This is a genomic window from Janthinobacterium sp. B9-8, from assembly GCF_000969645.2.
GTDB lineage: Bacteria > Pseudomonadota > Gammaproteobacteria > Burkholderiales > Chitinibacteraceae > Iodobacter.
The window spans coordinates 2,825,579-2,851,081 of the sequence record NZ_CP014222.1; the positions used below are offsets into that span (position 1 = coordinate 2,825,579).

General features: G+C 48.0%; 23 protein-coding genes. 2 read left to right on the forward strand and 21 right to left on the reverse strand.

Annotation, left to right across the window (positions count from 1 at the left end):
• Positions 1–337: 337 nt before the first annotated feature.
• The 8 genes from VN23_RS21555 to VN23_RS21560 all read right to left on the reverse strand — a co-directional run bounded on the left by VN23_RS21555 (position 338) and on the right by VN23_RS21560 (position 7,110).
• Complete coding sequence (locus VN23_RS21555) at positions 338–1,690, reverse strand: thymidylate synthase (protein ID WP_197432914.1); 1,353 nt, start codon at positions 1,688–1,690, stop codon at positions 338–340.
• Positions 1,687–2,028, reverse strand: coding sequence for a MazG nucleotide pyrophosphohydrolase domain-containing protein (locus VN23_RS12670; RefSeq protein WP_046352223.1), 342 nt, complete (start codon positions 2,026–2,028; stop codon positions 1,687–1,689). Before VN23_RS12670 ends, VN23_RS21555 begins: the two co-directional genes overlap by 4 nt.
• Positions 2,029–2,035: 7 nt before the next feature.
• Positions 2,036–2,932 carry a hypothetical protein gene (locus tag VN23_RS12675; RefSeq protein WP_046352224.1) on the reverse strand — a complete coding sequence of 299 codons (897 nt, stop codon included), beginning with the start codon at positions 2,930–2,932 and terminating at the stop codon, positions 2,036–2,038.
• A complete protein-coding gene (gene tmk, locus VN23_RS12680; protein WP_046352225.1) occupies positions 2,925–3,548 on the reverse strand; it encodes a dTMP kinase in 624 nt (207 codons plus the stop codon). Before tmk ends, VN23_RS12675 begins: the two co-directional genes overlap by 8 nt.
• A gap of 18 nt (positions 3,549–3,566) precedes the next feature.
• Positions 3,567–4,388 (reverse strand): metallophosphoesterase family protein, encoded by an 822-nt coding sequence (locus tag VN23_RS12685; protein WP_046352226.1) that lies wholly within the window; start codon positions 4,386–4,388, stop codon positions 3,567–3,569.
• 344 nt (positions 4,389–4,732) lie between these two features.
• Positions 4,733–5,974: a Fic family protein gene (locus VN23_RS12690; protein WP_046352227.1), complete on the reverse strand. Its 1,242-nt coding sequence runs from the start codon at positions 5,972–5,974 to the stop codon at positions 4,733–4,735.
• A 178-nt stretch (positions 5,975–6,152) separates the two neighbouring features.
• Positions 6,153–6,953, reverse strand: coding sequence for a DNA adenine methylase (locus tag VN23_RS12695; protein ID WP_046352228.1), 801 nt, complete (start codon positions 6,951–6,953; stop codon positions 6,153–6,155).
• Positions 6,916–7,110, reverse strand: coding sequence for a Com family DNA-binding transcriptional regulator (locus tag VN23_RS21560; RefSeq protein WP_082752780.1), 195 nt, complete (start codon positions 7,108–7,110; stop codon positions 6,916–6,918). Before VN23_RS21560 ends, VN23_RS12695 begins: the two co-directional genes overlap by 38 nt.
• 370 nt (positions 7,111–7,480) lie before the next feature.
• Between VN23_RS21560 and VN23_RS12700 the strand changes: the two genes are divergently transcribed.
• Both VN23_RS12700 and VN23_RS12705 read left to right on the forward strand, forming a co-directional pair.
• On the forward strand, positions 7,481–7,924 hold the full coding sequence (locus VN23_RS12700; protein ID WP_082752781.1) for a LexA family protein: 444 nt from the start codon (positions 7,481–7,483) through the stop codon (positions 7,922–7,924).
• On the forward strand, positions 7,924–9,195 hold the full coding sequence (locus VN23_RS12705; RefSeq protein ID WP_046352229.1) for a Y-family DNA polymerase: 1,272 nt from the start codon (positions 7,924–7,926) through the stop codon (positions 9,193–9,195). Before VN23_RS12700 ends, VN23_RS12705 begins: the two co-directional genes overlap by 1 nt.
• Here the strand turns inward: VN23_RS12705 and VN23_RS12710 are convergent.
• The 13 genes from VN23_RS12710 to VN23_RS12770 all read right to left on the reverse strand — a co-directional run bounded on the left by VN23_RS12710 (position 9,192) and on the right by VN23_RS12770 (position 25,388).
• Positions 9,192–9,527 carry a hypothetical protein gene (locus VN23_RS12710; protein WP_046352230.1) on the reverse strand — a complete coding sequence of 112 codons (336 nt, stop codon included), beginning with the start codon at positions 9,525–9,527 and terminating at the stop codon, positions 9,192–9,194. The two genes, VN23_RS12705 and VN23_RS12710, sit on opposite strands and share 4 nt — an antisense overlap.
• A gap of 74 nt (positions 9,528–9,601) precedes the next feature.
• Complete coding sequence (locus VN23_RS12715) at positions 9,602–10,708, reverse strand: DUF6708 domain-containing protein (protein ID WP_046352231.1); 1,107 nt, start codon at positions 10,706–10,708, stop codon at positions 9,602–9,604.
• A gap of 99 nt (positions 10,709–10,807) precedes the next feature.
• A complete protein-coding gene (locus tag VN23_RS12720) occupies positions 10,808–11,944 on the reverse strand; it encodes a DUF6708 domain-containing protein (protein ID WP_046352232.1) in 1,137 nt (378 codons plus the stop codon).
• Positions 11,941–14,805: a T6SS effector BTH_I2691 family protein gene (locus VN23_RS12725; RefSeq protein ID WP_046352233.1), complete on the reverse strand. Its 2,865-nt coding sequence runs from the start codon at positions 14,803–14,805 to the stop codon at positions 11,941–11,943. Before VN23_RS12725 ends, VN23_RS12720 begins: the two co-directional genes overlap by 4 nt.
• Positions 14,802–15,797 carry a DUF4123 domain-containing protein gene (locus tag VN23_RS12730; protein WP_046352234.1) on the reverse strand — a complete coding sequence of 332 codons (996 nt, stop codon included), beginning with the start codon at positions 15,795–15,797 and terminating at the stop codon, positions 14,802–14,804. Before VN23_RS12730 ends, VN23_RS12725 begins: the two co-directional genes overlap by 4 nt.
• Positions 15,798–15,814: 17 nt before the next feature.
• Positions 15,815–18,460, reverse strand: a complete 2,646-nt coding sequence (tssI, locus tag VN23_RS12735; protein WP_046352235.1) for a type VI secretion system Vgr family protein — start codon at positions 18,458–18,460, stop codon at positions 15,815–15,817.
• Positions 18,461–18,750: 290 nt separating this feature from the next.
• Positions 18,751–19,110 carry a hypothetical protein gene (locus VN23_RS12740; RefSeq protein WP_046352236.1) on the reverse strand — a complete coding sequence of 120 codons (360 nt, stop codon included), beginning with the start codon at positions 19,108–19,110 and terminating at the stop codon, positions 18,751–18,753.
• Positions 19,107–19,574: a lysozyme gene (locus VN23_RS12745; RefSeq protein ID WP_231743257.1), complete on the reverse strand. Its 468-nt coding sequence runs from the start codon at positions 19,572–19,574 to the stop codon at positions 19,107–19,109. The genes VN23_RS12740 and VN23_RS12745 overlap by 4 nt, the downstream gene beginning before the upstream one ends.
• On the reverse strand, positions 19,564–19,767 hold the full coding sequence (locus tag VN23_RS12750) for a hypothetical protein (protein ID WP_046352237.1): 204 nt from the start codon (positions 19,765–19,767) through the stop codon (positions 19,564–19,566). Before VN23_RS12750 ends, VN23_RS12745 begins: the two co-directional genes overlap by 11 nt.
• An 80-nt stretch (positions 19,768–19,847) precedes the next feature.
• Positions 19,848–20,912, reverse strand: coding sequence for a contractile injection system protein, VgrG/Pvc8 family (locus tag VN23_RS12755; RefSeq protein ID WP_046352238.1), 1,065 nt, complete (start codon positions 20,910–20,912; stop codon positions 19,848–19,850).
• A 3-nt stretch (positions 20,913–20,915) separates the two neighbouring features.
• The gene (locus VN23_RS12760) at positions 20,916–21,122 is read right to left on the reverse strand and encodes a tail protein X (RefSeq protein WP_046352239.1); all 207 of its coding nucleotides are present in this window, start codon (positions 21,120–21,122) and stop codon (positions 20,916–20,918) included.
• Positions 21,097–21,918 carry a phage tail protein gene (locus VN23_RS12765; RefSeq protein WP_197432915.1) on the reverse strand — a complete coding sequence of 274 codons (822 nt, stop codon included), beginning with the start codon at positions 21,916–21,918 and terminating at the stop codon, positions 21,097–21,099. Before VN23_RS12765 ends, VN23_RS12760 begins: the two co-directional genes overlap by 26 nt.
• Positions 21,919–21,929: 11 nt before the next feature.
• The gene (locus VN23_RS12770) at positions 21,930–25,388 is read right to left on the reverse strand and encodes a phage tail tape measure protein (protein ID WP_046352240.1); all 3,459 of its coding nucleotides are present in this window, start codon (positions 25,386–25,388) and stop codon (positions 21,930–21,932) included.
• Positions 25,389–25,503 lie beyond the last annotated feature (115 nt).

Consider the following 25,503-nt stretch of genomic DNA (forward strand, 5'->3'; position numbering starts at 1 on the left):
GCACAGACAAACCACCTAAAAGCCCTTGCAGAACACGATAACAAGAAGGCTCCCGTACATTTTTCGTACATGAGAATATCCCAACAATCCCATCACGTTCAACTTTAAATATCAACTGATTAGCAAAAAAAAAACGGCTCTGCTGATTGAATAATGAGCAAAGCAAACAGTCTGAATTAACATCTGTAACAAGATCAATAAAAATTAAAGCAGTACCATAAAATAAGTAGAAAATGACCTGTGCTTGCTAACCGTTATATTTTTCAAACGAAACAATCAAATTAAGACAGCCACAGTATTGTGGTAAAAATATATAAAAAGCACGATCAGTAATACATTACTCTAAAATATTACCAAATATAATGCGAAGACTTTCATCTGATACGTCACGAGCATTTATTTTTTCTGCTGGTAACTCTAAAACATCTCTAATCTCTTGTAGTCTATTTTTCATTCGATCACCGACTGGAGAACGAATCAGCAATGGATCAACACATCCTAAGACTAACTCAAGAACTATATGCACAAGTACACTCTCAGATGCTAATTCATCCAATTCAATACGAACACCACTAGGCAAATTTTTACCTAAAATTTCCAACAAGTATGGGCGAACATTATTAGCAATTTTTTTCAATTGACCTAATAAATTTTCACCAATCACATCATCATCTAAAATCCAATTTTGAATGGCAATATGTGTTGGTAAATTGGAATTATTTCGTAATGTATTATTATTCACAACAGGTTCCTTAGGAGAATTACAACTCTCAATCCAATTATCAATAGTAAAATCTAAAAAATTATTATTTTCAACCTCTTCATGGGAATAATTAGTCCTACAAAGTGTTTCATTTTTATACATTGAATATTTCTTCAATGCACGTAGCAATATAGGTGATTGAACGGCATCAAAATCAACTTTTGACAACGCTAATGTATCTAAAAGCAATGAACTTGCCTCTAATGGTTTGATATTCTTTTCAATTAATTCAATTGATGCATATGAATTTTCACTAACAACTTTTGCAGCTTTTTCAAAATTTGTTTCATATAAATGCATGCATGTACTAATATGTCGTTGTATGCCTGGTTGTACCCCAAGCTCATTCGCGATGAATTGCTGTACCCCCCAGAAAGCAAACCAATTATATGGAACCCCAAGCCACAAATCATTTGAACGATTAATAACTGTCATCGACAATCGATTTTCATCCATACGAAGCATTACTTGTGTATTACAAGGAATATCTCGTGATGAACTACTAATATCTTTCGCCGAATACATAGAAAGAACTACACGCCGACTAAAAGGTAGTTTCCTCAAATGTTCGATTGCATCTTTAATTTGGTCAACGCCAAAATAACTCCTTAAACGAACCCCATAAGCACCATTCAGGGTTTCACCATCATCAGAGTATTGATCATAAGAAGGAAGAATTTCTTGCAATGGAGCAAGCTTATTACTTCCAGTAAGTAACCATGCAGTTTCGACAAGTGCAAAAACAGGATTAATTGTCCTCCCTTGAAGAAAACAAAGTCGCTCACCTTGGTCGAGCTCAACACAAACATGACCTAGTTCAATACATGGACCAACCCTAGATTCAACCTTTGGAAGGTTGTTTTGAGTCGCAATATTTAAAAGCTGTAAATATGCCGCATTAGGAGAGAGTCCTCTTACTAAGATCACGGTAGTCTCCACTTAGAAAACTTATCACTGTTTTTTTTCATCTTTTCAAGATAATTTGACTCAAGATCAATTCCTGTCTGGCCAGAAATTTTAACTAAATAAATAAATACATCAGTCAATTCTTCACTTAATAATGGCTTAGCAGTTTCGTAATCTAAATCACCACGTACTACTTTTTTTAAAATATTTGCATACTCTCCAATTTCACCGAGCATGCAAACAACTAAGTGCTCTAAATCCTGCACATTAGATGATGTAATAGGCACATAAAATGGAACATTGCCTTGATGCTGCTTATCAAACTCTTTTTGAAGCTCAATTATTTTCTCTAAATCCATGTCACACCTATGCATTTAAATTAGAGATTAAATTATCGATACTTTTTTGGTAAATTAATGTCGCATCAGCAATTGCCGTTCCATGAGATCTTTTTTTCCTTAATTGTTCTAAATCACGAGCAGCTTCAATTGCGCCCTCCAACCTTTCAAGAGTCAATTGAGAGGTCAATTTTGGATCTAGTTCAGTCCCTTTTAACCCTGCCTCTAAAGCTTCTTTCAAGCTAAGCAGTGGAGCGGCAGAAACAACCGTTACAGACTCTTTAAGTTCATTAAGCATCTTACTTAAAATACTTAATGGGTTAACCTCATTTGTAAAATATCGAAGTAAGCTTAGGCTGCTTAAAGTTTCTAGACGTGGACGCACCAGAGAAGAAGAACTACTGTTGTAATATGCACGGAAAGCAAAAATAGTTAACTTTACTATTTTTAGATGAGGAATCCCCGCATAAATGTCAGCTAATGTTTGACGAATTTCTTCTAAATTAACTTTCAAAAAATTACAAACTTCTAACGATCTAAAATAACAAGTACAATATAATACATCGTCTTCAATTTGACATTGTAAAATCATAAATGAAGGGATTGGTTTATCATCTTTACCAAGTTCAACAATCTGCTCTTGTGAAATCAAAGAATAAAGAGCTCGATTACTTGATGAGTTTCTTTTTAGATCCTCAATAATATATTCTACCCCATCACCATAATATTGAGCATGAGTGAAATACAAATCTGGAGGACACTTTTTAGAACGCCACTTTGCTGCAACGTTCTCAACATCTAGCATCACGAATCCAGCAAGAGCTGCTGTTTTACACTCAAAGTTCAAAATCCAATTAAATTTCGCCCCGTGTTCCAATTGAACTTTGGCTTGCGCATGTAAGTCATACAAGCTAATTTCACTCATACAATAGCTTTAATTGCTGCATTACTATTTTATGAATATAATTAGGGTCAAGAGTCGCATCCAAAATTAATTTCTTTCCTTTATATTCAGACATTACTCTCTCATAATTCTCAGAAACTATTTTTAATTTATCAGCTTTCTCATAGCTATCAAGAATTGGACGATTACCTAAACGTCGTACAGACTCGTCTACTGGATTACGCAAATACACAACCAGATCAGGATCTGGAAAGTCTTTATTCAGACGCTGTACAAGTTCCCAGTCAGAATCCTGAGTACAATGATATGCAAAAGATGAAAAATAATAGCGGGTACTAATCACTGAAAAGCCACGACTCATCATCTGAGTGACACCATCAGTGTCATTATATAAATGATCAAATCTGTCGGCAGAAAACAAATATGCCATTTGATGATCAAAATGTTGAGCATTTTCTTGGAACTTCACACGCCCTTTAAATGCTTGCCGAATCATATTCCCAACAGGACCAGATGATGGCTCACTCGTCAGCATCACCTTATACCCTGAGGTCAAATAGGCTTTTTCAAGCATTGACGCTTGTGTGGATGTACCAGAACCATCCAAACCTTCAAAAACAATAAATTGTGGCTTCAATCTAATTACACCTAAACGTTATTTAATATCAACCAGACCCGTACTAGAATCTAGCGTTAAACCATAATATTTAATTTCTTTAATTTCCTGATCATCGCAATTATAAATAGCCACGCTATTTATATACCCTGGTGTTAAATAACTCATGGATCCAACACCAGATATTTTCATCCCCCGAGCTCCGAGGCGACAACTTAATCGAGCATGCTGATGTCCATGCAACAGGGCAGAAAATCCATAGTCATCCAACAAAGAAAGCACACTGTAAGCATTTCTTGTTGTAGAACTATCCTCATCTTCAACCGGAATAAAATGATGGTGAGCAATGGCAATTCTAAACCGATGAGAAGTCTTTTCAGGGCAATGTTCTTCAAGCAACGCTTTCACTTTCACTAGATCAACTTTACCCATTTTGTGATCTAAATGATATGAAGTATTCATCAACAAAAAATCTACGTCATCACTCTTAATGAAGCATGCACCGCTATTATTAAACCGACACTGAGTATCATTTCGAATGCCAGCACTCCACGCATCAAAAAGCGAAAATCCAAGCCTCCCTCCACTTTTAATAAGATCATGATTTCCAGGACAAACAAGAACATTTCTGAGATTAAAACCATTTTTAATTATGGCAGACCTAATGATTTCTTGCGCCTCAGCATACCCATCAGGACTACCCTTGAAAGTTACATCACCTGAGATAACGAGAAACGACCCAATTTTGTTCTCAACAACGCCTAAAAGTGAATCTAAAGCAATCTTGATGTCACTACTTTTCTGATGAGCGAGAGGATTTCCAAAATGGAGATCGGAAATGTGTACAATATCAAACTTCATTATGCCAACATGAGTGTAATAGTAAGCAGCAGTATACCTAGCCTAGAATTATTAGGGAGGTGCAACAGACAAGAAGTAAGTACTAAATCAATTATTAACACCTCACAATGCAAACCATTACTTACTTTGCATACCTTGATTTTTATTACTTCACGTATCACCCACTATACTTCTCCCTAAAATAGCCAGCCCAGCGTCCCGCCTTCCCGTTGGTAATCACGAGTTTCTTGCAACTAACAATTGATGCTAACTCCCCCCGACCCAAGCAATTGTGGATAACGCCGGCCATGGCCAAGCCTTGATCAAACTCGAAAAGTACACCGTCCCCTTGTTTTTTTCACGCTCTACTGCCCACTCTCCGCCTCAACCCACAACCCCGGAAACAGGTACCTGAATAGCTTAATGGGAAATGCCAGCTTATAAGGGGCATGCAGTGATTCTGATTTCAGAATACCCAGGGTGGTCAGGTCTTTAATCACTCTGGATTGTGTGCGGTCAGAATCACCGCCCAGCATGGCTTTAAAATCTTGTTTAGGCATCTGGCCTGCATGCAGCAGATATTTTAATGGCAGCAGACTATTTAATTTGAGCAAATTGGGTGTTTCCGCTGAAACAGATTCTGCCATCAGCATTTTATGCAGCCGCTCTTCAAAGCCTGTCAATTCCAGCATTTGATTCATAAAGCTCACCTGATCAAGGCAGGTATCGAGCATAAAGTCGATAAATTGAATAAAGTGCTTTTCAGATAAATTACCGCGCCCGTCCTGATCCCCTTCCCGCGGTAAATCAGCCCGAGCCAGCACCTCGTTATAGCGGGCGTGATTTCGCGCCAACCCTCTCATCGGCGACCAGATCCCCTTGGTCAGCCCCAAGGCATGAAGGCCAGAATGGGTATGCAAACGGATAGTGCGCCCATTCCCATCGCCAAAGGGATGAATCCAGGCCAGCCTGTGATGCGCCGCCAAAATAGCAATCACGGCGCGCTCTCCCCTCAGCTCAAAGCGATAGCCATTATGGAACTCGTCCATAAACGCCGGCAGATAATCTTTGCTGGGCGGGATATGCAATCCCACCTGAACATCATGTTTACGCAATTGGCCTGGGGTCACCTCTTCATTCCAAGCAGAGCCATCCTGATGAACCCCACGCGCCATGCGATCCTCCAGACTCAGATGCTGATACATCGCGTGATGTAAAGAACGAATAAATTCAGAACCAAAAAAAAGCCCCCCGGCAGGCAGAACACCCGGTGAGCCAATAGTGCCCTCTGCCCACACTTCAGCCTGCATACAAGCTAAAGCCGCCCGCTGCTTCTGCGCCTCATCCGGCCGGGCAGAGAAATCCTTGCTCATGGCCTGCGCAATCAACAACGGGGTTGTATGCTGCCCCTCAATCTTATTGGTGTAATAAGAATTCATCGGCCGCAACGCCTCGCGCAGAATCTCTGCAATACCCTGCGGGCAATGCTGCTGATAGGATGAATAGATCAGCGCCGAAGCCTTCTCTGATAGCGCCTCCATCTGAGGCGTGCCTTGGCGTGGCAGCAAGGGAGACATTGAAAACGGGGAGGTGTACAAGCTCGGCATAGGGCAACAATCCTGCGATGATCTTTGGCGTAAACTTTGGCTATTTTTAAAAAACACCTAACTATAGGTTTTATAACATATAATGATGCTAAAAACATCACATAAAAGCTAAATATTGGCGAAAATTTTGGCAGAAATAGTTACCTTAGTGCTTTAAGCAAAATACTCTTTTAGCTATTCAAAATAGTCCCCCCAAGTCCCCCGCATCCCAATTGGTAATCACCAGCTCTTTGCTGCTGGCAATCTGGCCTTGCTTACCATTATTGCCGTTGCTGTACTTGATGCTCAGCCCCTGCATGGTGAGGCCTTCGAAGGCTTGCCGGATGTCAGCGTGGTCGTTGATGCTGACCATTACCCTGCCCTGGCAATTGCGCATAAAGTCGGCCATGGCCAAGTATTGATCAAACTCGAACGGCACACCGTAGCCTTCGGTTTGCCAGTACGGCGGATCGCAATAAAAGAAGGTATGGGCGCGATCGTAGCGGCGCATGCAATCCAGCCAGCTGAGGTTTTCTACCGCGGTACCAGCTAGGCGCAGGTGGGCAGAGGAGATATTTTCTTCGATGCGGCACAGATTAACGATCGGGGCCGTGGTGGCCGTGCCAAATGACTGGCCATTGACCTTGCCGCCAAAGGCATGCTGCTGCAGATAAAAGAACCGCGCTGCACGTTGAATATCGGTCAGCGTTTCTGAGCGCGTATCTTGCAGCCATTTAAAGACTTGGCGCGAGGACAGCGCCCACTTAAATTGCCGGACAAACTCTTCCATATGGTTTTGCACCACGCGGTAGAGATTGACCAAGTCGCCATTGATATCATTAATGATTTCAACCGGCGCAGGCACCGGTCTTAAGAAATACAGCGCCCCGCCGCCACAAAATACTTCTACATAGCACTCGTGAGGGGGAAACAACGCAAGCAGCTTATCCGCAAGGCGGCGTTTACCGCCCATCCAGGGAATGATTGGGGATGTTGACATAGAAAGCTCCGGCCAAAGACCCGCTGATAGGGTCTGATTGGAGGCTCGGGGCCTTCAGATAATTGAATGCACCGCAACGCGGACATTTGATGGATAGCTCTAAATACCGACCCTCTGCGAGCTTTTTATGGCATTGGGCACAACGAATATTTTGCATTACCCATTATAGAACGATCGTTCTGTTTGTTCCATGTTTTAAATACTTAATTTAGCCTCAAACAATAAACACTCAACTGGCCATTTTTTATCCCTAAAGGCTGCGAAAAGGGTTATCCACCATAACTAGGTTCATATTTAGCACGGCCCGTACTCCCTGGCTTAGTAATCCTGTTCAAGTGCGCACACTGAGGACACCAACTTCTATGCAACACCCGGCTTGGCGGAGCCTGCCAAATATGCCCGCGATGACACTGCCATGGCATTGGTCTGCCCTTTTCATGTCTGGTGGTCATTCGTCATATTTCTCTTTACCTCCCGCCTGACTGCACTCAAAATAGAACGATCGTTCTATTTTGGTGATACCCCCAATGGTTAATCTTCATACGGCTGATTGGCCTGTTTATCGCTGTGCTGGTTCGGCCCATCGTATTCCTCTGGCGTATTGCGATACACCGATTCATGCGGGATTCCCAAGCCCCGCCGAGGGCTATCTCGATGATTATCTAAGCCTTGATGAGCATCTAATTCACGATAAAGCCTCGACGGTCTTACTGCGTACTACAGGCGATTCGATGATAGACGCCCATATTTGTGATGGGGATATATTGATTGTGGATCGTGGCAGGCAGGCTGTTTCGGGCGATATTGTGGTAGCGTCTTTGGAGGGTGAATTCACCTTAAAGCGCTTGATTATCCGTGGCTCACAGTTGATTCTGCAGCCGGCAAATGCTTTGTTTTCGCCTATTGTGGTGAGCCCAGGGCAAGAGCTAGAGATCTTTGGGGTGGTATCGGGTATTGCGAGGCGGCTTTGATGTTGCGGCAGATGGCATTGGTGGATTGCAATAATTTCTACGCGTCCTGTGAGCGGGTATTTCAGCCCAAATTACGCACGCGCCCCATTGTGGTGTTGTCGAACAATGATGGCTGTGTGGTCGCACGTAGTGCGGAAAGTAAGGCCTTGGGTATTCCTATGGGCGTGCCGCTGTATCAGATCCGTGATTTGATTAAAGAGCATGGCGTGGTGGTTAGATCGAGTAATTACGCGCTGTATGGGGATTTAAGCCGTAGGGTGATGACAATTTTAGGCCGCTATTCTCCGCAGCAAGAAGTCTATTCAATCGATGAGAGTTTTTTAGATTTAAGCGGCTTTGCCAATGTCACGCAATACAGCCAGCAAATACGCCGTGATGTAAAGCAGCGTACGGGTATTCTGGTGAGTGTGGGGATTGCACCTAGTAAAACACTGGCTAAGCTTTGCAATCATGTGGCGAAGAAGATCCAGCCCTGGGCGGCAACAGGTGTTTGTAATCTGCATGAGATTGAGCCATCTGCGCTTAAAGACTTACTGCAAAGTCTGCCTGTAGGTGAAGTATGGGGGATTGGTCCACGCTTGGCCCGCAAGCTGGAGTTTGATGGCATTTGCACGGTGTATGACTTGAAGTGTGCACCGGCCAGCCAAATGCGCAGCCGTTACAGCGTATTGATGGAGCAGATCATTCGCGAGTTAAATGGTGAGGCCTGCTTGGAGCTGGATGAGGTGCCGGTAGCTAAACTGCAAATTATGTCTAGCCGCTCGTTTGGAAGTAAAACAGGGCTGCAGAGTGAGATTCAGGCCGCCGTTGCTTTGCATGTAAGCACGGCAGCAGAAAAGCTACGCCATCAGCAATCGCTGGCCAGCCAGTTGATGGTGTTTATTCGCACCAATCCATTTAGTGAGCGTGATTTACCGATGCGTCGCTCTATTGTGATGCAGCTGGCTAATCCAACAGATGACACTTTATTGCTACAAAGCGCTGCGATGGCAGGCTTGCAGCAAATCTTTGTGCCGGGCTACCCCTATCAAAAAGCGGGGGTGATGCTGGATGGTATACAAGCAAAAGCTGCGCAACAGATGGATCTATTTGCAGAAGCCGCCAGCCCGCAGCGGGAGAAATTAATGGCGGCAATGGATACGATCAATCAGCGCTTTGGTCGCCATACCCTGCGTAGCGCCGCAGAGTTGATGAGCCACGCCAGCCAGATGAATCAGCATCATCGATCACCACGCTATACAACTTGCTGGGAGGAGTTGTTGAGTATTTAATCAGGCATTCTTCTAAAAACAATGTTTTCATTGTGTCTAATGACAATTTGAACGTCTGTAGTGGCAAGCTCGAGTAGCATGCCACTTAGATTGTAAGAAAATTGCACCTCGCCTTTTCCCCTGAACTTTATGTAATGAGATACTGAGTCAAATAGCGGAGTGATCTCGTGCCTATCAATATCAACAATATTTTCAATGCCAACGGATTTGATACTCGTTAAATCCATGCTGATTGAATCTTTAGACGAAAAAACCAAAACTCCATCTGAGTTAGTAAAGACATCCATCGAGTCATCAGGGGTTATTTTGATAGGTTTTTCATTGTTTGCCATAAAAAATTCTTTTGTAGTTGATGCAGCTTTTTTTAAACTAGTTTGCTAATCATGGGCAACAGCAGCACTGCGGCTTATTTTTTTGGCAGTAATGGCTCCCCCCACTCTGCACGGATTTCTGGAGGGAATGGGGCTTCGAATGCGGTTTTATGCGAAAGCCAATTAAAGGTGCCCCAGAGTAAATACAAGGGTCCAAAGATAGGGAAAAACAAAAAGGAGATCACCACAAAAATAGGATGGTCCTGATTCCACTTTTTTATTTTTGGGCCATATGGGCCAATACACCCCATAGATTGCCACCAACTATTAGGGGCAGCTTCGGCTAAAGTTTCGCCAACAGGCAAGGCCGGACCGTTTTCTTCCATATAGGCATGCAGATACGCCCATGATGCCCGAACGGAATGTTCACTCATGACCAGTGGATTACCAATCGTAAAGAAATCAACAAAGTCTGGCATTGCCTCATGCTTTAGCATTTGATCCCATGCTTTATCATGGTCACTTTTGGCGACTTGTTTTTGTGCAAAATCAGGATCTTTAATTCCCACACCTAGGGAGTGAACCGTCGATGGTAATTGCCCCAACATAACAACTTTTGAAACATAAACAAATATTAATGAATTCCAATCGTATTCAATAATCACTGTTGGCCAAGCATACAATGGATTGCGTTTTTTAAAACTTTTTCTTATATAATCAATAAGCCCGGGTGTGTCACGAAAAACTCTATAAACTTTTTGCTTTTTCTTATCAAAAATTAAGCTATCGTTTTTAAGAGAAAACATATCAGCTCTAAGCTGATAAAGCCCAATATGAAGTGCATAAAACACACCCAAGCCACTAAGAGTCATAAAAACAAATTTAAATAAAAAAGTGAATAATCCTTCTATTTCTAATTCAAAAAAGCAGACATACAATGCGTATGACATTAGGGGTAAGCCCCCAAAAAAGACAAGTAGCGAAAATAAGGTGACCAAGCCTCTTTGATAATGAGTTGTACTCGCCAGCTCGATGGCCTCTGGGTAAATCGTTTTAACGCCGTTCAAGCTGCTACCTTTGCACCGCGCAGTCGTTTCTTTACTTAGGTATGCTGCAATATCAATGCTAGATACATCAATAATGGCGGAAGGGTATTCGCCCTTTAATAGGCGATAGGCTGTTGTTGAGGCAGTTGGAGTCATAAGCTTTTAATTTTTTAGATGGGATTGAATGATTAATCTATTTGCTATGATTCCCACTTCACCCGCGGCTATCGCACAAGGCAATAGCCGCGTTAAGGCTTATTTTTTGGGCAGTACTGGCTCTCCCCACTCTGCACGGATTTCTGGGGGGAATGGGGCTTCGAATGCGGTTTTATGCGAAAGCCAATTAAAGGTTCCCCAGAGTAAATACAATGGTCCAAAGATAGGGAAAAACAAAAAGGACATCACCACAAAAATAGGATGGTCTTGATTCCACTTTTTTATATTTGGACCATATGGGCCAATACACCCCATAGATTGCCACCAACTATTAGGGGCGGCCTCAGCTAAAGACTCACCAACAGGCAAGGCTGGGCCGTTTTCTTCCATATAGGCATGCAGATAGGCCCATAATGCCTGCACAGAATATTCACTCATGACCAGTGGATTACCAATGGTAAAGAAACCAACAAAGTCTGGTATTGCCTCGTGCTTTAGCATTTGATCCCAGGCTTTATCATGGTCACTTTTTGCGACTTGTTTTTGTGCAAAATCAGGATCTTTAATCCCCACCCCCAGGGTGTGAACCGTTGATGGTAATTGCCCCAACATCACAACTTTTGAAACATAAACAAAGATTAAAGAATCCCAATCGTATTCAACAATCACGGTAGGCCAAGCATAAAATGGATTACGTTTTTTTAAGCTGTTTCTAACGTAATCGATAAGGCCAGGTATGTTTCTAAAAACACGGTAAACTTTTTTCTTTTTCCTATCAAAAAACAAGCTGTCGTTTTTAAGTGAAAACATATCGACTCTAAGTTGATAAATGCCGAGATGAAATGAGAAAAATACACTTAAAATACAGATTGTCAGCCCAAAACTCACCATTAGGAAAAGCACCACATCTAGATCAGAGATTGCTGCTGAAAACAACAATAGTCCAATATAAGTGCCATATAACATTACGGGAAAAAAACCAAAAATAACAAGCATTGCAAACACAGTTAAAAGGCCACGCTGATAATGAGTAGTACTGGCCAACTCGATGGCAGCTGGATAGATCGTTTTAACTTCGCTCAGCGTACTGCCACTTTGCCGCGTGGTTGTTTTCTTATTCAGATACGTGACAATGCCCAAGCTGGATGCATTGATCATTGCTGGCGGGTATTCACCTTGCAGTACACGATAAGCAGTGGTGGTTGCCGTATTTAATGTCATTTTTAATAAGCTCACAGATATTTAATCGAGGCGGGTGCAGATTTATTTACGGGCGAAGGTTTTTTTTCTTCATATTTAATTTGAGGTTCAGATTCAGATTGGCGGCTCTTTTTTAAAGCCTTAAATAAAGCTTTTTCTTCTTCTGCCGATGTACTAAACCTATTTTCTTTACCAAAATAGCAATCTTCGGCCCAATCCTGTAGCGCGGTGGGTGTTAGCATTGCAGAGCCAGAATATACAAGTACACCTAGCCCCATTAAAACCAAGGCCCAGCCGGTTAAGCTCATACCCAAAATAGCAATCCCACCCTCTGTGGCCACAGCTGTAGCAGAAACAATCTCCCCTGTTCCTAGCCATGTAGCAACTATTTCTGTTGTTGCCGCAATACCAGCAACTCCACCTGCACCATATAATGCACCAGTAAGGAACCAAGAAGCAGCTAATTTATTGTTGTGTTTATAGTTTTCCCCAGCAAAAACAAAAGCCTGCGCACTATCCACCAGCAAAGCCCCCCAGCCCGCATAGCCCCCTACGGCTTTTAAAACCATAGTAAGAGCACCATGCTTTGCAAATTGCGCCGCAGCAATACCTGCTATATCCCCAGTTGCCCCAACCGTCCCAGAGCCATTACTGGCAATCCCAAACCAAGCATCGCGCAAAGCTTTTTGATCTTCTGGGCTGGCAGCAGCTAAAGATTGAAGGCTGCCATTTAAGCCCAGCATTTGCAGGGATAAAAAGCCGATGGCAATGCGGCCTTCTGCCTTGATAAAGACCGCTTTACTACCACGCCAGCTGTTTTCTTTTAAGTTATATAAGGCTTCTTTGGCCGTCTCTGCCACGTGCCTTTGCTGCGCAAACATTTTGCCAAAATCCTCTGCCGATACTTTTTGTATCCCCTCTAAGCCTTGTGCGGTTAAATTGAGTTTCGAGACTTTGAGGGATACTTTTTCAGCGTCTTTTAGGGCCGTGGCGCTTTGTGTAGCTTGCTTCAGCTTATCGGTATCGGTGAGTACATGCAGCTCAATCAAGCTTTGCTTGCGCATGCTATTTATCAGTTTTTTACTTGGCGTGTAACGCTTACTAGCAAGTAATGCAATCGCCTCATCAAAAGGCAAGAACACACTGACTAATAGGGGCCGAGGCTTGATCTTGGTTTTATTAAGCACACCAGCCAGAATATGCTCCATATTCTGGCCAAGCAAAGTCATGCCCAGTAGCTTACCTTCTATTACTTTAAAGCTACTGTGCTCGCTTGCGTAGCCAACCGCCCCGCCAATTAGCGCTGTAGAAACGCCCTGATGAAAGCCAAAGACCGCCTCATTCAGCCAGCTAAACTTAGGGCTAAGCTGTGGCATAAGTAAATCTTTGAGCAGATTATAGGTTTTGGCCTGATTATCTTCGGCCACATATTCAAACAGCGATTTTTGATTAGAAAGCTGTGCGCGCAGCATCACTGCATCCTGCTCACTAATTTTTTTGATTGCCTGTTTATATGCAAGCTCAGCGCTGCTAGGGCCTAGGCTGCCCCCGCCGTAAACATGAAAAGCCTCCTCGCTATAGCAAGCCCCCGCACTATGGTGGGTTTGCTTAGGATCGTTCGGGTCATTTTCATCAAAATGCAGGGCAAAACAATCAGTCACGTTTTTTTGAGAGGCAGCGACGTAATCATCATCGTATGAGGTGATGATCTGATCCATCTCAGCCATTTTTTTATCATACTCGAGCATAAACTGTGCACGTTTTGGCTCATCAAAAAAAGTACTTAGTTTTGCCCAGTCTGTTTGGGTGCGCTCATTAGCCTTCGTCTTACGAAGTGCATCATCTTCCAGCTGATAAACCTCTCCCATACTTGCTGGTGTAACAGGCTGCCCCGCATGAGTTGGCTTCCATACTGTGTCTTTTAGGCTAGGTCGAAAAGAGGGGTTAAGTTTGTTTTTGTCATATAGCGCTTTGTTCATTGAGCCTATACGTCTTTGTGCCCCATCGAATAAGGTGGTTCCAGTCTTCTTATAATGATCATCACCGATGCATTTCTTTAAACCAATAAGCAAGCCTGAGCATAAGACACCCCGACTGTAAGGGACGGCAACTTCACTCTTCCTCACCAGCGCACGCATGCGCAAGTGATTGAGCTCGGCAGAAACCGCAACTGGGTCTGGTAGGGCAAACACAAGGCCTTTATCTTTGGTCTTGGTGTGCATATTGCCCAATTGCTGCATATGGCCATTCAGTTGATCAAGCGCATCTACTCCGCCTTTAAAGGGGAAGTAGGGCTCCGCATCTTTGCCCGGGCTTACATTGCGCAGCGCATATTCAGCAACAAATTTCCCTGGGCTTTCTGCCTTGGCAACAAATGCATTATCTGGTGCTTTTCCGCTATCTAAGTAGGCTTTAACATCAAGGCATTGCATGACTTTGGGATTGGCTTGATTGGCTTTTTTTAGCTTGTCATTCCATAAGTTGGCGCTATACGCCAGCCATATTTTCCCCGTTTTATGCGCTTGGGGAATCGTCAGCAAACGCACTTTATGCAAATGGCCGGATTTATTACAAGAAAAAGGCTCTGCTAAATAAAAGGAGGGATGTGAGGCAGAGTAAAGCGCCCCTTCTGGCGTAATCCGGTAAATATCCCAGCCATCTTTTTTGCCTGCTGGCGGGGTTTCATAAAACACATATAAATAGCCCCGGCGCAGGGTTCGCAGTACATAGCGCGATTGCTTAGGCGTAGCAAGCTGAGCCGCTTTTTGCGCAATGGCGTGCGAAAGCAGCTTTGCACTGCCGGATGGCTGTAAATCTGCTTTATTCGCAATCACTGAGGGGCGCACCAATAGAATAGGCAGTCCACTTTTTTCACACGCTCTACAGGTATCTGTCATTGGTTTTCTTTTTGTGGTGAGTGCAGCATGATCTGATCCCACTGGCTTGCTGTGATTTCAGCCAAGGCGGTATTCAAAGGCGTTTGAGTTTCTTTGGCGTTTTTAAAAATTGCGCTCATGGATGGGTGCTGCCAAAACTGCGGATATCGATCCGCATAGAGGGCAAAGGCCACTTGATCATCGATTTGCGGCCAGCCCAATTCCCTAGCCGTTTTAACCCATAGCCGTCCATTTAAAAACATCTGGGCATAGGGGGCTGATCGCGTGGCATACCATTGCGCTAAAGTACGGTTAATTGCCTCAGCATCGAGGATGGCTTCTGCTTCATGGGGCTTTAATGTCAGCGTTGCCTGGCTGCCCCTAGTGCTTTGTAGATGAGTGACTCTGCCGTCAATCGATAATAAATACCAGTTAGCAACAGGCCCAAGCCACAGACTGATGCGCTCTTCACCCAGCAGCGCTAAAAGTAAGGGCAATGTTCTGGGGTCAGCTGCTCTTAAATAACGCTTACCTGTTTGCCCCTTTATTCTTTGCTGCATCATTCTGGCCAGCCATGCGGCCAACTCTTCACTACTCGCATGGCTTTGTAGCCAAGCGCATACAGGTAGCCCGCCAAAGCCTCTATCTAGCAGTGCCAGATTATTTTCTAAGGCAATCTGAATAGACTCTGCAAATAAAGGGTCTTCTTTGCCCTGCAATTGCACTAAATAGGGCAATTGAGCATAAGGCAAAGGCGGCTCGTTAAAAGTCAGCATGGTGATGCTTCGCCCGTCCCACGCTGCTGTGCGGGAGTCTTGCAGAGTAGGCGTGTTTTCTGGCGGCGCAGCATCTGGCCCGCCATCCAAGGGGCGTGGCTCGCCCAACATGGGATCAATCAGCAGATAAAAAGCGCCGTCTTGTTTTGATGATCCAATTTGTGCTGCCAGCTGCATAATATGAGTCGGTTCTATAGCCAGTGGAGGCCATGGGTCAAACAGTGCTGTGCTTTGCATTAATTTTGGCCTGTGTATCAAAGAACGGCTGCGCCACCCGCAGCGGCATCTTTCATTTTTTGTGAACAATCCTTGGCTTTAACAAAGGGCACAAATTGGGGTGTTAAGCTCGCTGGGCCGCTCATATCGTGATTAGCGCCTTTCACCGTGACAGTGCCGGGGCAATGAATCTCGATATTGCCGCCTTTTAGCCGGATATACCCGCCACCAGCCGTAACTAAAACTTCATCTTTAGCCGAAATACTGAGCAGCCCCTTGCAAGCAGTTACTTTCAGGTCTTTATCACCAGTGATTTCGATATCGTCGCTCTGCGCTTGCAACTGGATTTTGCCTTTGGCTGCGATCAGTTTTAAAGCGACTTTGTCTTTTACCCCAGCTACAAACAAGCTGATGTTCTGGCGGACGTTGTGAATCCAGCGGCGGCCAGAAGTTTGGTTGGTGTCTCTTTGGGCGACCAGATCTAAGTTGGTGCCTGCGGTAAGAGTTTGGCTTTGCGGGCTGGTGATAGCCACGCCGTCTTCACCGTGCAGCAGGATAATATTCTGCTGGCCCGCTTGTTTTTCGGACTGGCTTTTACCGTCTTTATCCGTATTCGTGCCTGCTTCTAGGCTTTTACTGGCGTGGATATGATGGTGCAAATGGCCTTGGATGTTTTTATCACCCGCGCTATTGTCCGGATTGATTGTTTTATTGTCTTCGCCAGTTTCTATGGTGTCTGCAAGCTGGTTGGTCGCTGTTTCACCTAGGCTTTGTGCAAGCGCCAAGGCCGATTCAAGCTGGCTTTGCGCGGGGCTGTGGTCGAGCTGTTTACCGGATGCACCGCCTTTGGCTTCGGTGCTGATCAGCAAGCCATTGGCGCGGATTGCGCCTTGATTATCTGTGCGTAATTCAAACCCTTCACCGCGTGGCTCACCTTTGCCGTCGGTGCGCGGATGGATTAAATAGCCAAGATTGAGCTGGGTTTTGCCGTGTTCGCTCGATAGCTTGGTGCGCACTTCACCCTTAGTATCGTCAAACAGCAGCTCGCCGTATTGGCCACCTTCATGCTCTTTGGTTTTGATGCCGGATAACGTTTTGTTTGCAGGTAAGACGCCTGCGCTGCTTAAGGTGGGCACGGAATGGCTTCCGTTATAGACAGCGCCAGTGACTACGGGGCGGTCGATGTCTCCCTCTATAAAGCTGACGGTTACTTCTTGCCCGATACGCGGGATAAACTGATGCCCCCAGCCTGCGCCTGCCGATGGCGCGGCGACGCGTATCCAGCAGGAGGACTTGTCATCTAGGTTGGCGCCAAACTCCGGGTGCTCGGCAGCACGCTGCCAGTGAAATTGCACCTTTATCCGCCCTTGCTCGTCGGTATGGACTTCGGAGCCGGCAGGGCCAACCACCGTGGCAGTTTGCAATCCAAGACTGGTGGGCTTGGTAAATTCTTGCTCACCAAGATGGCTAAGCACAGGCTGGCCGCGTCTTTGGGCGGTGAAATCGGCTTGGTAAGGCGCGTTACCTTTACCCGAAGTGGCAAGCAGGCTTGGGGCAACTAAGCCAAGTTGCTGGGTTAGATCCACCGGCAAATTATTATTGGCGGTGAATTGAAGCGCGGTGACGGCAAATTCGCGCTGCTCGGCGCTATCCCATTCGTGGGCGGGGTGATCTTCTAAGCAAAACCATTGCCCGGCTTGCAAGCTACGTAATGTGCCGGAGCCGCTAAATGATTTCTTTTGCCCGTCTAAAGCGTCCTGGCGCAGCTTGGCATCGTGGTTGAGCTGGTCTAAATCGCTGGCGTAGTAATGCGCTTGTGGGTCGTAATATTCGAAGCTGGATTGGATTTGCTGCCCGCCATCGCCTTGATCAACCGTGCTATCGCTTAGGCTATGGCTGGTGCTGCTGGCTTTGTAATCAAAGCTGGCAAGGGAAACTGAGCTGCTACCAATTTGCCGCTGAGTATTCCATGTGGTGAGCGAATCACTTTCTTCTGTGGCGTCCGAGCGGTGGAATCTCACCGCACTTTCTGCAGCTTCGGGTAGGGCAAAGGCGTCATCAAATACAATAAGTTGAACCTGAGGCGTGTCTCCGGCCAAATGCTCGAAGCGCCATACCAAGCCGCTTTCTTTCATTAAGCGGCACAAAAACGCAAAATCGTCTTCTCGGTATTGCAAGCAATAAGAGCGCGGCGGGTATTCGCCTGATAATTTAAAATCCAGCGTTTGTACCGAAGCAAATACAGGGTTTTTGGCCTGATGCTCGGCCAGTACCTGTTTCACAATATCGGGGGCGGATAAATCCTGAAAAACGCGAGAAGTGCGGCGGTATCTGAGCAGCGCAAAAGGTGGCTCTACGGTGATGGAATATTTAGCGAAGCCGCCATCCGAGCCTAAAAGCTGCGCCTGCGAGATTACACCACAGCGCTCAATCTCATCGCCATTGGCATCTGCCACAGATAAAACAATCGGCAGGCCAAGCAGCGATTTAAGCTCTAAAGCCCCATCGGGTGACAAGCAATCGATCTGATAACGGTAAGCCTGATTAATCCCCTCGCTGCCCGTCACACGCTGAGGTAAAAGCTGCTCGCCCCACGCTGCGCCATCGCCCAATTGGAGAGAGATAAGACGCTGCTCTTGACTAAACGCAGAGGCAAAGGAAGCAAGCAGATCACTAAGATTCATAATAAATCAACGAGGTATGGCGACCGCAAAATATTACACGAAGCTTTAACCTACCTGTTTTATGATTTACCCTGTTTGTGTATATTCACTAATTCATCAGCCAGTCAACGTAAGTAAAATACCGTACGGACTAAAAACAGGTGTGTAAAGCTTCAAATAAAGTAGAGTAACGGGGCGTTTTTTTAACCATTTATAAAGCCCAATCAATCACCCCATCATGCCTAATCCGGCAATCATGATAAATGGCAGCCCATTCGGTCATGGTTTGCAGGACATCCCCGGCAGATCCGTCAGTCAGCGGCGGCAGCTCTGAGGGGCAGCGCACCAGCAGGCTGGCTTGCGGCATGGCCTTTGGCGGCGGCATTGATGAGCAAGCGCCCAGCAGCAGGCAAGCACTCACGGCTATAGATCGTGCTATTGGTTTTAATTTCACGGATGACTCCTCGGTCGATAATGCGTTCTGTAATTTTCAGCGCGGCCAGGCGCCCTTCTACGGCTGAAGCAATGGCCTCGCTTTTTGCCTGAGTTTTAACTGCCGCGCTGATGGCGGCTTTTTGAGCGACTAATTCCAGCGCATCCTGCCGCCAGCCATTCACCAGCCAGCCCGCGCCAAAACCCAGCGCGGCAGCAATGATCGTGGCCCGTATCATGAGGTTTGCTCGCACAAAGCCCGCTCTGCAGCGCGGCGGCGAACCAGCCCGGGGAGTTTTTCTCCGCCGGCGTAGACCCATTTACTCAGCTCTGCACATGCGCCCGCTGTATCGCCGGCATTGAGTTCTTTAAGCAAGCTTGAGCGGCAGAACTTCCCTCCCCCAACATTAAAGGTAAAAGAGGCAAAAGCACCGCGTTGATTGGCAGTGAGCGGCACGGTGACGCAAGCATCGATCGCTCGGTTGGCCGTCAGCAGATCCGCGATCAGTAAGTCTTTGCAGGCATCCGAACTTTTCTTTTGCCCCAGCTTGACCTCTGCCCCAGTATGGCCCCAGCAGATGGTTGGAATGCCAACCGGATCCGAGTACGCCGCGGTGCGCAGCCCTTCAAAGTGCATCACCACCGGCGTGGCCAGCCCGATGGCCGCCGCCACCGCAGCACTGATGATTTTCTTATTCATCATTCGCTTTCTCCTCTTTATTTCCACGTTTACGCAGCACGCGCCAGTACTTGAGCGCAAGTAAGCCAATCTGCAATACGAGATAAAGCAAGGTCACCAGCTGGATCAGTTCATCCATGCTCCATGAGCCCACCGCCGAAATGCTGAGGGTGAATCCTGTTCTAATGCCGACGCTGCCGATATCGTCTTTCAACATGTTTTGATCCATAAAAAAACCCGCTCGAGGCGGGTGTGGTTTCTTCAATAAAAGGGGCTTTATGCGCGTAAACGGCTTTTTTATGCGGTGATTGAGACCAGTTTCTTAGCGGGCTTTTTCTTCTTCGCGGGTTTTCTGGATTTCTTAAGCTGGGCTTTGCTGATCACCAGCTCTAGACTGCTGGACCAGCCATTGGCACTAAAATCATGGGTAATCGTATCCACTACCCACTGGCCATCTACCCCCAGCTTCACGCCTGACAGGCTGATTTTACGTTCGGCCACGATATCTGCCCTGCCTGCCAGATCCAGCGTTAAGGTGCCGGTGGAGCGGTTATTTCGCTCTAACGCCCCTTTTGCGCTTGCCCCCGCCCTACCTGTGCTGGGCACAGAATGGCGAGCGGCCCGCACAGGCGCAGAAGGATTGTCTTTGTCCGGCACAATGATTTCCAGCGTTTTACCGGTCTTTTTGTTATGGCTTTTAACGGCAACGCCGCCCGACTCATTCCGGTCTGAAAGGGTGTAGCGCCAGCTTTTAATATCGGCCCTGTGTAACACCAGCAGCGGAATCGCTTTGCCACTCACGCTTTTAGTCTGCCCGCCACGCGGAACGACCAGCAGTTTTCCGGCTTTGACGGAGGCGGTGGCGTCGTACTGTCTCGCAATCCGCGTAATAAAGTGGATATCCGATTCATTCACCTGATCCAGCCGCTCTACCCTGGCCTTCATCGTGCACACCGGCGTCAGCTTATTACGCTGCGCAATCTCTTTGACCACCTGAGCGAGGGTGACGTTTTCCCATGCATGGCGGCGCACCGCTTTTACCGTGCCGGATAAATCCGCAGGCCGGCCACGCAGGGTAATTTGTTGTGGCGGGCCGCTGGATTCCACTTCATCAATCCGATAGCTGCCCAGCGTTGTCAGCCCTGTTTCCTGATAGCCCAACGAAATCTGCAGCCGTGCACCTCGCGCCGGCAATGCCACTGCGCCATCCCGATCATCCAGCGAAATCTCCGCCTCATCACTCTCCATCCCCGCTTTATCTGTAATCCGGATACTGAGCAGCCGATCCGACAACAGGGCCGTAATATCACGCCCAGTGGCCTGGCCTGCAGCCGTGGCTACAATTTTAAAGATGGGTTGCATGCTCTACTCCCAAAGCGTAATGGTTTCGCGCATCGGCGCAGCTAAATCAGGAAAATGGATCATGACGCCCGAGGGATAAGGTTGTTTGATCGCAGCCAGCCCGTGATTGCGGGCCAGCACCGCTTCGACCGTGCCTTTCACATGGCCGTAAACGGCATAGCACAGGCGATCGAGCAGGTCGCCATCACACGTTCTGATAGTCTTCGCCATAGCGTTTAAACTCCATATTAAAAGTCTGTTTACGCGGTGCACCATCGGTAAAGAGAAACTCCTGATCCTCTTCAATGTGAGTGATGTACCAGCGTCCAAATGATTGCCCATAGCCCGTTGTCAGCGTGACGGGTTTCAATGCGCTGGCGATCTCACGTAAGGTATCGAGATGCCCCGTCCCCTGCTGCGCCAAATAGATCACGCCATTAATTTTGATGGTTTCACCGCCTTTAGAAACCGCTTGCTCAGCCGGCGTGCGGGTCAGCCGCTCTTGTGACTGAATACCGTACTGGCTGGACCGGCTCAGGCGATCAAATGCGGCCTGCCCCAGCGCGAAACGAAAGATCCGGCCTTTTTCAGCGGCGATTTCTAATAAAAAGCCTTTGGCAATCGGGGTCTCATCCCGACGAATTCCTTCATCAAATAAAACATCACGCGCACGAATAGCGCCATTAACGCCAGCAGAACGCATATCCAGCACGCCCCCCATCGATTTCTTTAAGGCGCCATGGCTCAAATCCAGCCATGCACCGGCTTCACGCAACGCCTGGCTGGTGCTGCGGGTAATATCTTGCACAGCGAGCTGAAGCACACCAGCGGAACGACTCACCGCACGGGCATTGGGGCCATCCAGCAGTTCCCCCGCACTGGCAATCAACCCCACCGCTTTTTGAGTGAGCTCGGCCGCAGTTCTGGTGTCTTTGATTGCCACAGAGATATCCCGCGGCAATATCCGCATATTGGCGACAGCAGCAGACCGGCCAGCCACTTGGGTGGCAACCTGAAGTAAGGGCATAAAATCCATAATCAGCCTATTGGGTCATACATGGCAGAGCGGCTGGCCTGTTGCTGCCAGCCATCAAAAATGCGCTTCAAATGCGGGGCGATTTCAGCGGCAATCTGCTGCGGGTTTTTAACATCGCCCTTTACCGTCACCTGAATCGTGGGCTGAAAGGTAAAGACCTGACTGGGAATGACTTTAGGTTCAGGCTTCACAACCGGAGGGACAATGACCGGCGGTGCAACAGGTGGCACAGGGACAGTAGGAGCAGGCGGTTTTGCTTCCTCTTTACCCGCAATCGCCTTACCAATCAGCGCGCCGATTTTTTCACCGCCCAACGCGCCTATGGCCCCGCCCAGCAAGCCACCAATCGCAGTCCCTATACCCGGCGCAATCATGGTGCCGATCACGGCCCCCATTTTGGCACCTGCCAGCCCCCCTCCTAATGAGCCTGCAGCCCCGCCATAGCCTTCGCCTTTCTCCGGCGCTGTCTTGGCGTTTTTGTAAGTGTCATAGGCCGTATAGCCAGCACCGGCTACCGACAAAGCCGCACCGCCCACCTTGCCCAAGACTTTGCTGCCGGTTTTAAATGCCTGGCCTATCTTGGCTAATTTGCCAACCCGCTCCACGGCAGGCAGAGGCCCCAGCGCAGGTCTTACCCGACCTGCACCGCGCCCACGCCTTCGGCGTGATCGCTCGCGGCCCCCTCCGGATCGATCGGCGCCTTCCCCTGAAAGATCAAGACCGCCCCCTGTCGGCAGATTTGTGACAAAGACTTCTTGCACACCGCCCGCGTCCCCACCTTGCCCGCCTTCTTCTCCCTGTCCACCCCGTAAGACGCCCACGGCATCATCTAAAAAGCCACCTACCGCCGAACCAATGCCTGGCGCAATCATTTCGCCAAGGGTGGCGCCAATTTTGAGGCCATCGGGTGGATCACTTGCCTGCGCTTTTTGCTCCCCTGCATGCAGTGCAGCTTCGGGGGCGTGCTCTCCATTTTTGTAATTGCCATAAGCGGATGCTCCTAAGGTCCCCAGCGCCATGACTGATCCGCCAAAGCGGCTCACCAAACGCCCGCCCGCCTTAAATGCGCGGCCGATTTTGGCCCGCTTTCCTGTCCGTACGGGCCCTTCTGCTTGCGGTGCATCAGGGCTGGTAGACGATGTGGCGCCACCTACTGACGGCCTGCGGCTTGATCCGCCCAAAGACCCGCCCGGCCAATTGGTCACAAAGACCTGCTGTACACCGACCTCTGCGTGACCAGCCCCGCCTGCGGCGCTGCCCTCACTCCCTGCACCGGGCAAACGCAGGCCCATTTTTTCCAGCGACTTACCAACCAGCCAAGTACCCGCACCTGCGGCGACCCGTTTTAGCGCAACCAACCCCACACCAATGCCAGCCGCTAAGGCAGTCAGTGCAATTGCCGGATTATTTGCCGTGATCGTTGTGCCAAACTTCAACACTTGCGCCGCCGTATCCGCCACAAAGTCTGTCACCGGGCGAATCGCATCGCCAATCGTCACCATGGCCGCCGTAAATTCACTGGCGACCACATCCCATTTACGGTTTGAGGTTTCATCCCGTTTGGATTTATCGGTATCGAGTTTTTTAATCCCGTCGGTATTTTGAATTTTGATCAGATCATCTTTAATTTGCTGACCATATTTAATCTGTGCCAGTGCGGCAGAACGCGCCTGCATATCACTGAGCACTTCCCCCAGCCCTGCCGCCTGCATATAGGCCGAGAGCGCTTCTTCTTCGGCTTTTTTATCTCCGCTGGCGTTTTTAATCCGGGCTTTGATATCCGCCAGCTTTTTAGCTCGGGTTGCATCGCCACTGGTGGCTAGGTTTTCGGTCAGACGCATAAAGGCCGCGACCGGCCCATCGCCATGGGCACGCATGGTGGCTTCCATCGAGCCTTGCAGATCGATCCCTGCATCTGCAAATTTCTTATTGGAATCCGGCGCGATGATTTTAGAGAGTAAGTTTTTAAAGTTATTGGCCGCGCTGTCGGCATTACCCGTCAGCTTAATCTGCGCTTGCAAGCTGGCAGCGATATAACGCACGGCCTCCGGACCTTGCATCCCCATGCTGCCCACCGTGGCCAGCAGCTCCGGCATAAACTTGGCCATCTTGTCGGATTCAAAAGCCCCGATGTCACCGGCCACCGCAATCTGGCCCATGACTTTTTCCATCTCAGCCTGATTCACGCCGTTTTGCTGTAATGAGTAAATCAGTTGCGCAGCATCGCCGGATTCCATCTTTTGACCGATGGTGAGCTTGCCCAGCAAATCGCTATAGCCCACCGCTTCACGCCAGTCCATGCCTTGAGTAACAAGCCCATTCACAGAAGCGGCCAGATCACTCTGGGCCATTTTTTGCCGTTTGGCGGCAGCGCGGATCGCCCCGTCCAGCTCTTTTTCTCCGCCTTGTCCGGCAATGCCGGCTTTTATGGCGATATCACGGATTTCGGCCTGATAGTCGCCAGCTATTTTGGTCGGAATAGCCGCCGTAGCCAGCCCAAGCCCTGCGATACGGCCCAGCTTCACGCCCGAGTCCATTTGCGTTTTGCCCGCTTCCTGCAAGGCTAAACCACGGCTGGTGCGGCCCAGGCGAATGTATTCTCGGTCCAGCTTATCAACCGCAACGCCCGCTTGTCTGAGCTGCCCAATATGCGTATCCAGGCGACGGCGCAGGCCACCATCTGCCACCGCGCGCTGAGAAGTCGCCACGTCCCGCATGCTGGAGCCTAATGCCGTACTGGCTTGCCTTGCGCCACCTAAAGCTTGCGTCTGCTGCTTTAATTCATTTTTACTGGCATGCAAAGCCGCACGCTTTGCTTCAAACGCTTGCTTGGCCCGTTTTGCTTCTTGCTGGGTTTTTTCCAGTTCATGGGATAGCTTACTTTCTGCAGCAGTTGCATCTTTACTTGCCGCAATCTGCGCCCTTTTTTCAGCAAGCAGTGCCTTTTGCCCTTTGGCCGCCAGCAGTGCGGCCTGGTACTCTGCTTTTAGCGCCAGCACTTCTCCACTTGGGCCGGTTTTATCTTTGCGGGCGTGCAGCCAGGTGTTTTTCTTTGCCTCAGCTGCCGACTGAGTCAGCTTCAGTGAGCGGCTCAGCGCGGTGTGTTCTGCCTCAAGTACAGATACATCCGCCTTGCCCGCCGTGCCCTTACGCATCGTCGCCAGCTGTTTCGCCATGCCGCCGACCCGATCGGTCGCGCCTTTCCAGTCTTTTTCAAGGCCGGTGACTTCTGAGCGTAAGGTGCGAACACCATCCAAGCCAATCCGGCGTGAGGCGCGATCAGCCTGCTCCATACTGCGCTGCAGGCGCTGGGTCTCTCCCACCAGCGATTGCAAGCCCTTGGTATTGGCGAGCTTTCCCTGTAAACCCTCGACCGAGCGCTGGGTTTTAGTGATCGCAGAACCAAAGGTCGATGAGACAGCGCCGCCGATCACAATGCCGATGGCCAGATCTCTAGACATAACAGCCTCCTATAAAAAAACAGCGGGCCTCAGCCCGCTTCATCACGATTCAGCCAGTGCCCGATCTCGCTAACCGGCACACTGCGTACCGTCTCACGCGACCAGCCCAGCTCAC

Excerpts from the sequence above, each read along its gene's own strand:
- VN23_RS12705 (WP_046352229.1), top strand. The coding sequence starts at position 7,924 with ATGTTGCGGCAGATGGCATTGGTGGATTGCAATAATTTCTACGCGTCC.
- VN23_RS12690 (WP_046352227.1), bottom strand. The coding sequence starts at position 5,974 with ATGCCGAGCTTGTACACCTCCCCGTTTTCAATGTCTCCCTTGCTGCCA.
- VN23_RS12730 (WP_046352234.1), bottom strand. The coding sequence starts at position 15,797 with ATGCAAAGCACAGCACTGTTTGACCCATGGCCTCCACTGGCTATAGAA.
- VN23_RS12670 (WP_046352223.1), bottom strand. The coding sequence starts at position 2,028 with ATGGATTTAGAGAAAATAATTGAGCTTCAAAAAGAGTTTGATAAGCAG.
- VN23_RS12685 (WP_046352226.1), bottom strand. The coding sequence starts at position 4,388 with ATGAAGTTTGATATTGTACACATTTCCGATCTCCATTTTGGAAATCCT.
- VN23_RS12755 (WP_046352238.1), bottom strand. The coding sequence starts at position 20,912 with ATGCAACCCATCTTTAAAATTGTAGCCACGGCTGCAGGCCAGGCCACT.
- VN23_RS12770 (WP_046352240.1), bottom strand. The coding sequence starts at position 25,388 with ATGTCTAGAGATCTGGCCATCGGCATTGTGATCGGCGGCGCTGTCTCA.
- VN23_RS12710 (WP_046352230.1), bottom strand. The coding sequence starts at position 9,527 with ATGGCAAACAATGAAAAACCTATCAAAATAACCCCTGATGACTCGATG.
- VN23_RS12715 (WP_046352231.1), bottom strand. The coding sequence starts at position 10,708 with ATGACTCCAACTGCCTCAACAACAGCCTATCGCCTATTAAAGGGCGAA.
- VN23_RS12750 (WP_046352237.1), bottom strand. The coding sequence starts at position 19,767 with ATGTTGAAAGACGATATCGGCAGCGTCGGCATTAGAACAGGATTCACC.
- VN23_RS12725 (WP_046352233.1), bottom strand. The coding sequence starts at position 14,805 with ATGACAGATACCTGTAGAGCGTGTGAAAAAAGTGGACTGCCTATTCTA.
- VN23_RS12695 (WP_046352228.1), bottom strand. The coding sequence starts at position 6,953 with ATGTCAACATCCCCAATCATTCCCTGGATGGGCGGTAAACGCCGCCTT.
- VN23_RS12700 (WP_082752781.1), top strand. The coding sequence starts at position 7,481 with ATGGTTAATCTTCATACGGCTGATTGGCCTGTTTATCGCTGTGCTGGT.
- VN23_RS12745 (WP_231743257.1), bottom strand. The coding sequence starts at position 19,574 with ATGATGAATAAGAAAATCATCAGTGCTGCGGTGGCGGCGGCCATCGGG.
- VN23_RS12740 (WP_046352236.1), bottom strand. The coding sequence starts at position 19,110 with ATGATACGGGCCACGATCATTGCTGCCGCGCTGGGTTTTGGCGCGGGC.
- VN23_RS12675 (WP_046352224.1), bottom strand. The coding sequence starts at position 2,932 with ATGAGTGAAATTAGCTTGTATGACTTACATGCGCAAGCCAAAGTTCAA.
- tssI (WP_046352235.1), bottom strand. The coding sequence starts at position 18,460 with ATGAATCTTAGTGATCTGCTTGCTTCCTTTGCCTCTGCGTTTAGTCAA.
- VN23_RS12760 (WP_046352239.1), bottom strand. The coding sequence starts at position 21,122 with ATGGCGAAGACTATCAGAACGTGTGATGGCGACCTGCTCGATCGCCTG.
- VN23_RS12765 (WP_197432915.1), bottom strand. The coding sequence starts at position 21,918 with ATGCCCTTACTTCAGGTTGCCACCCAAGTGGCTGGCCGGTCTGCTGCT.
- VN23_RS21560 (WP_082752780.1), bottom strand. The coding sequence starts at position 7,110 with ATGCAAAATATTCGTTGTGCCCAATGCCATAAAAAGCTCGCAGAGGGT.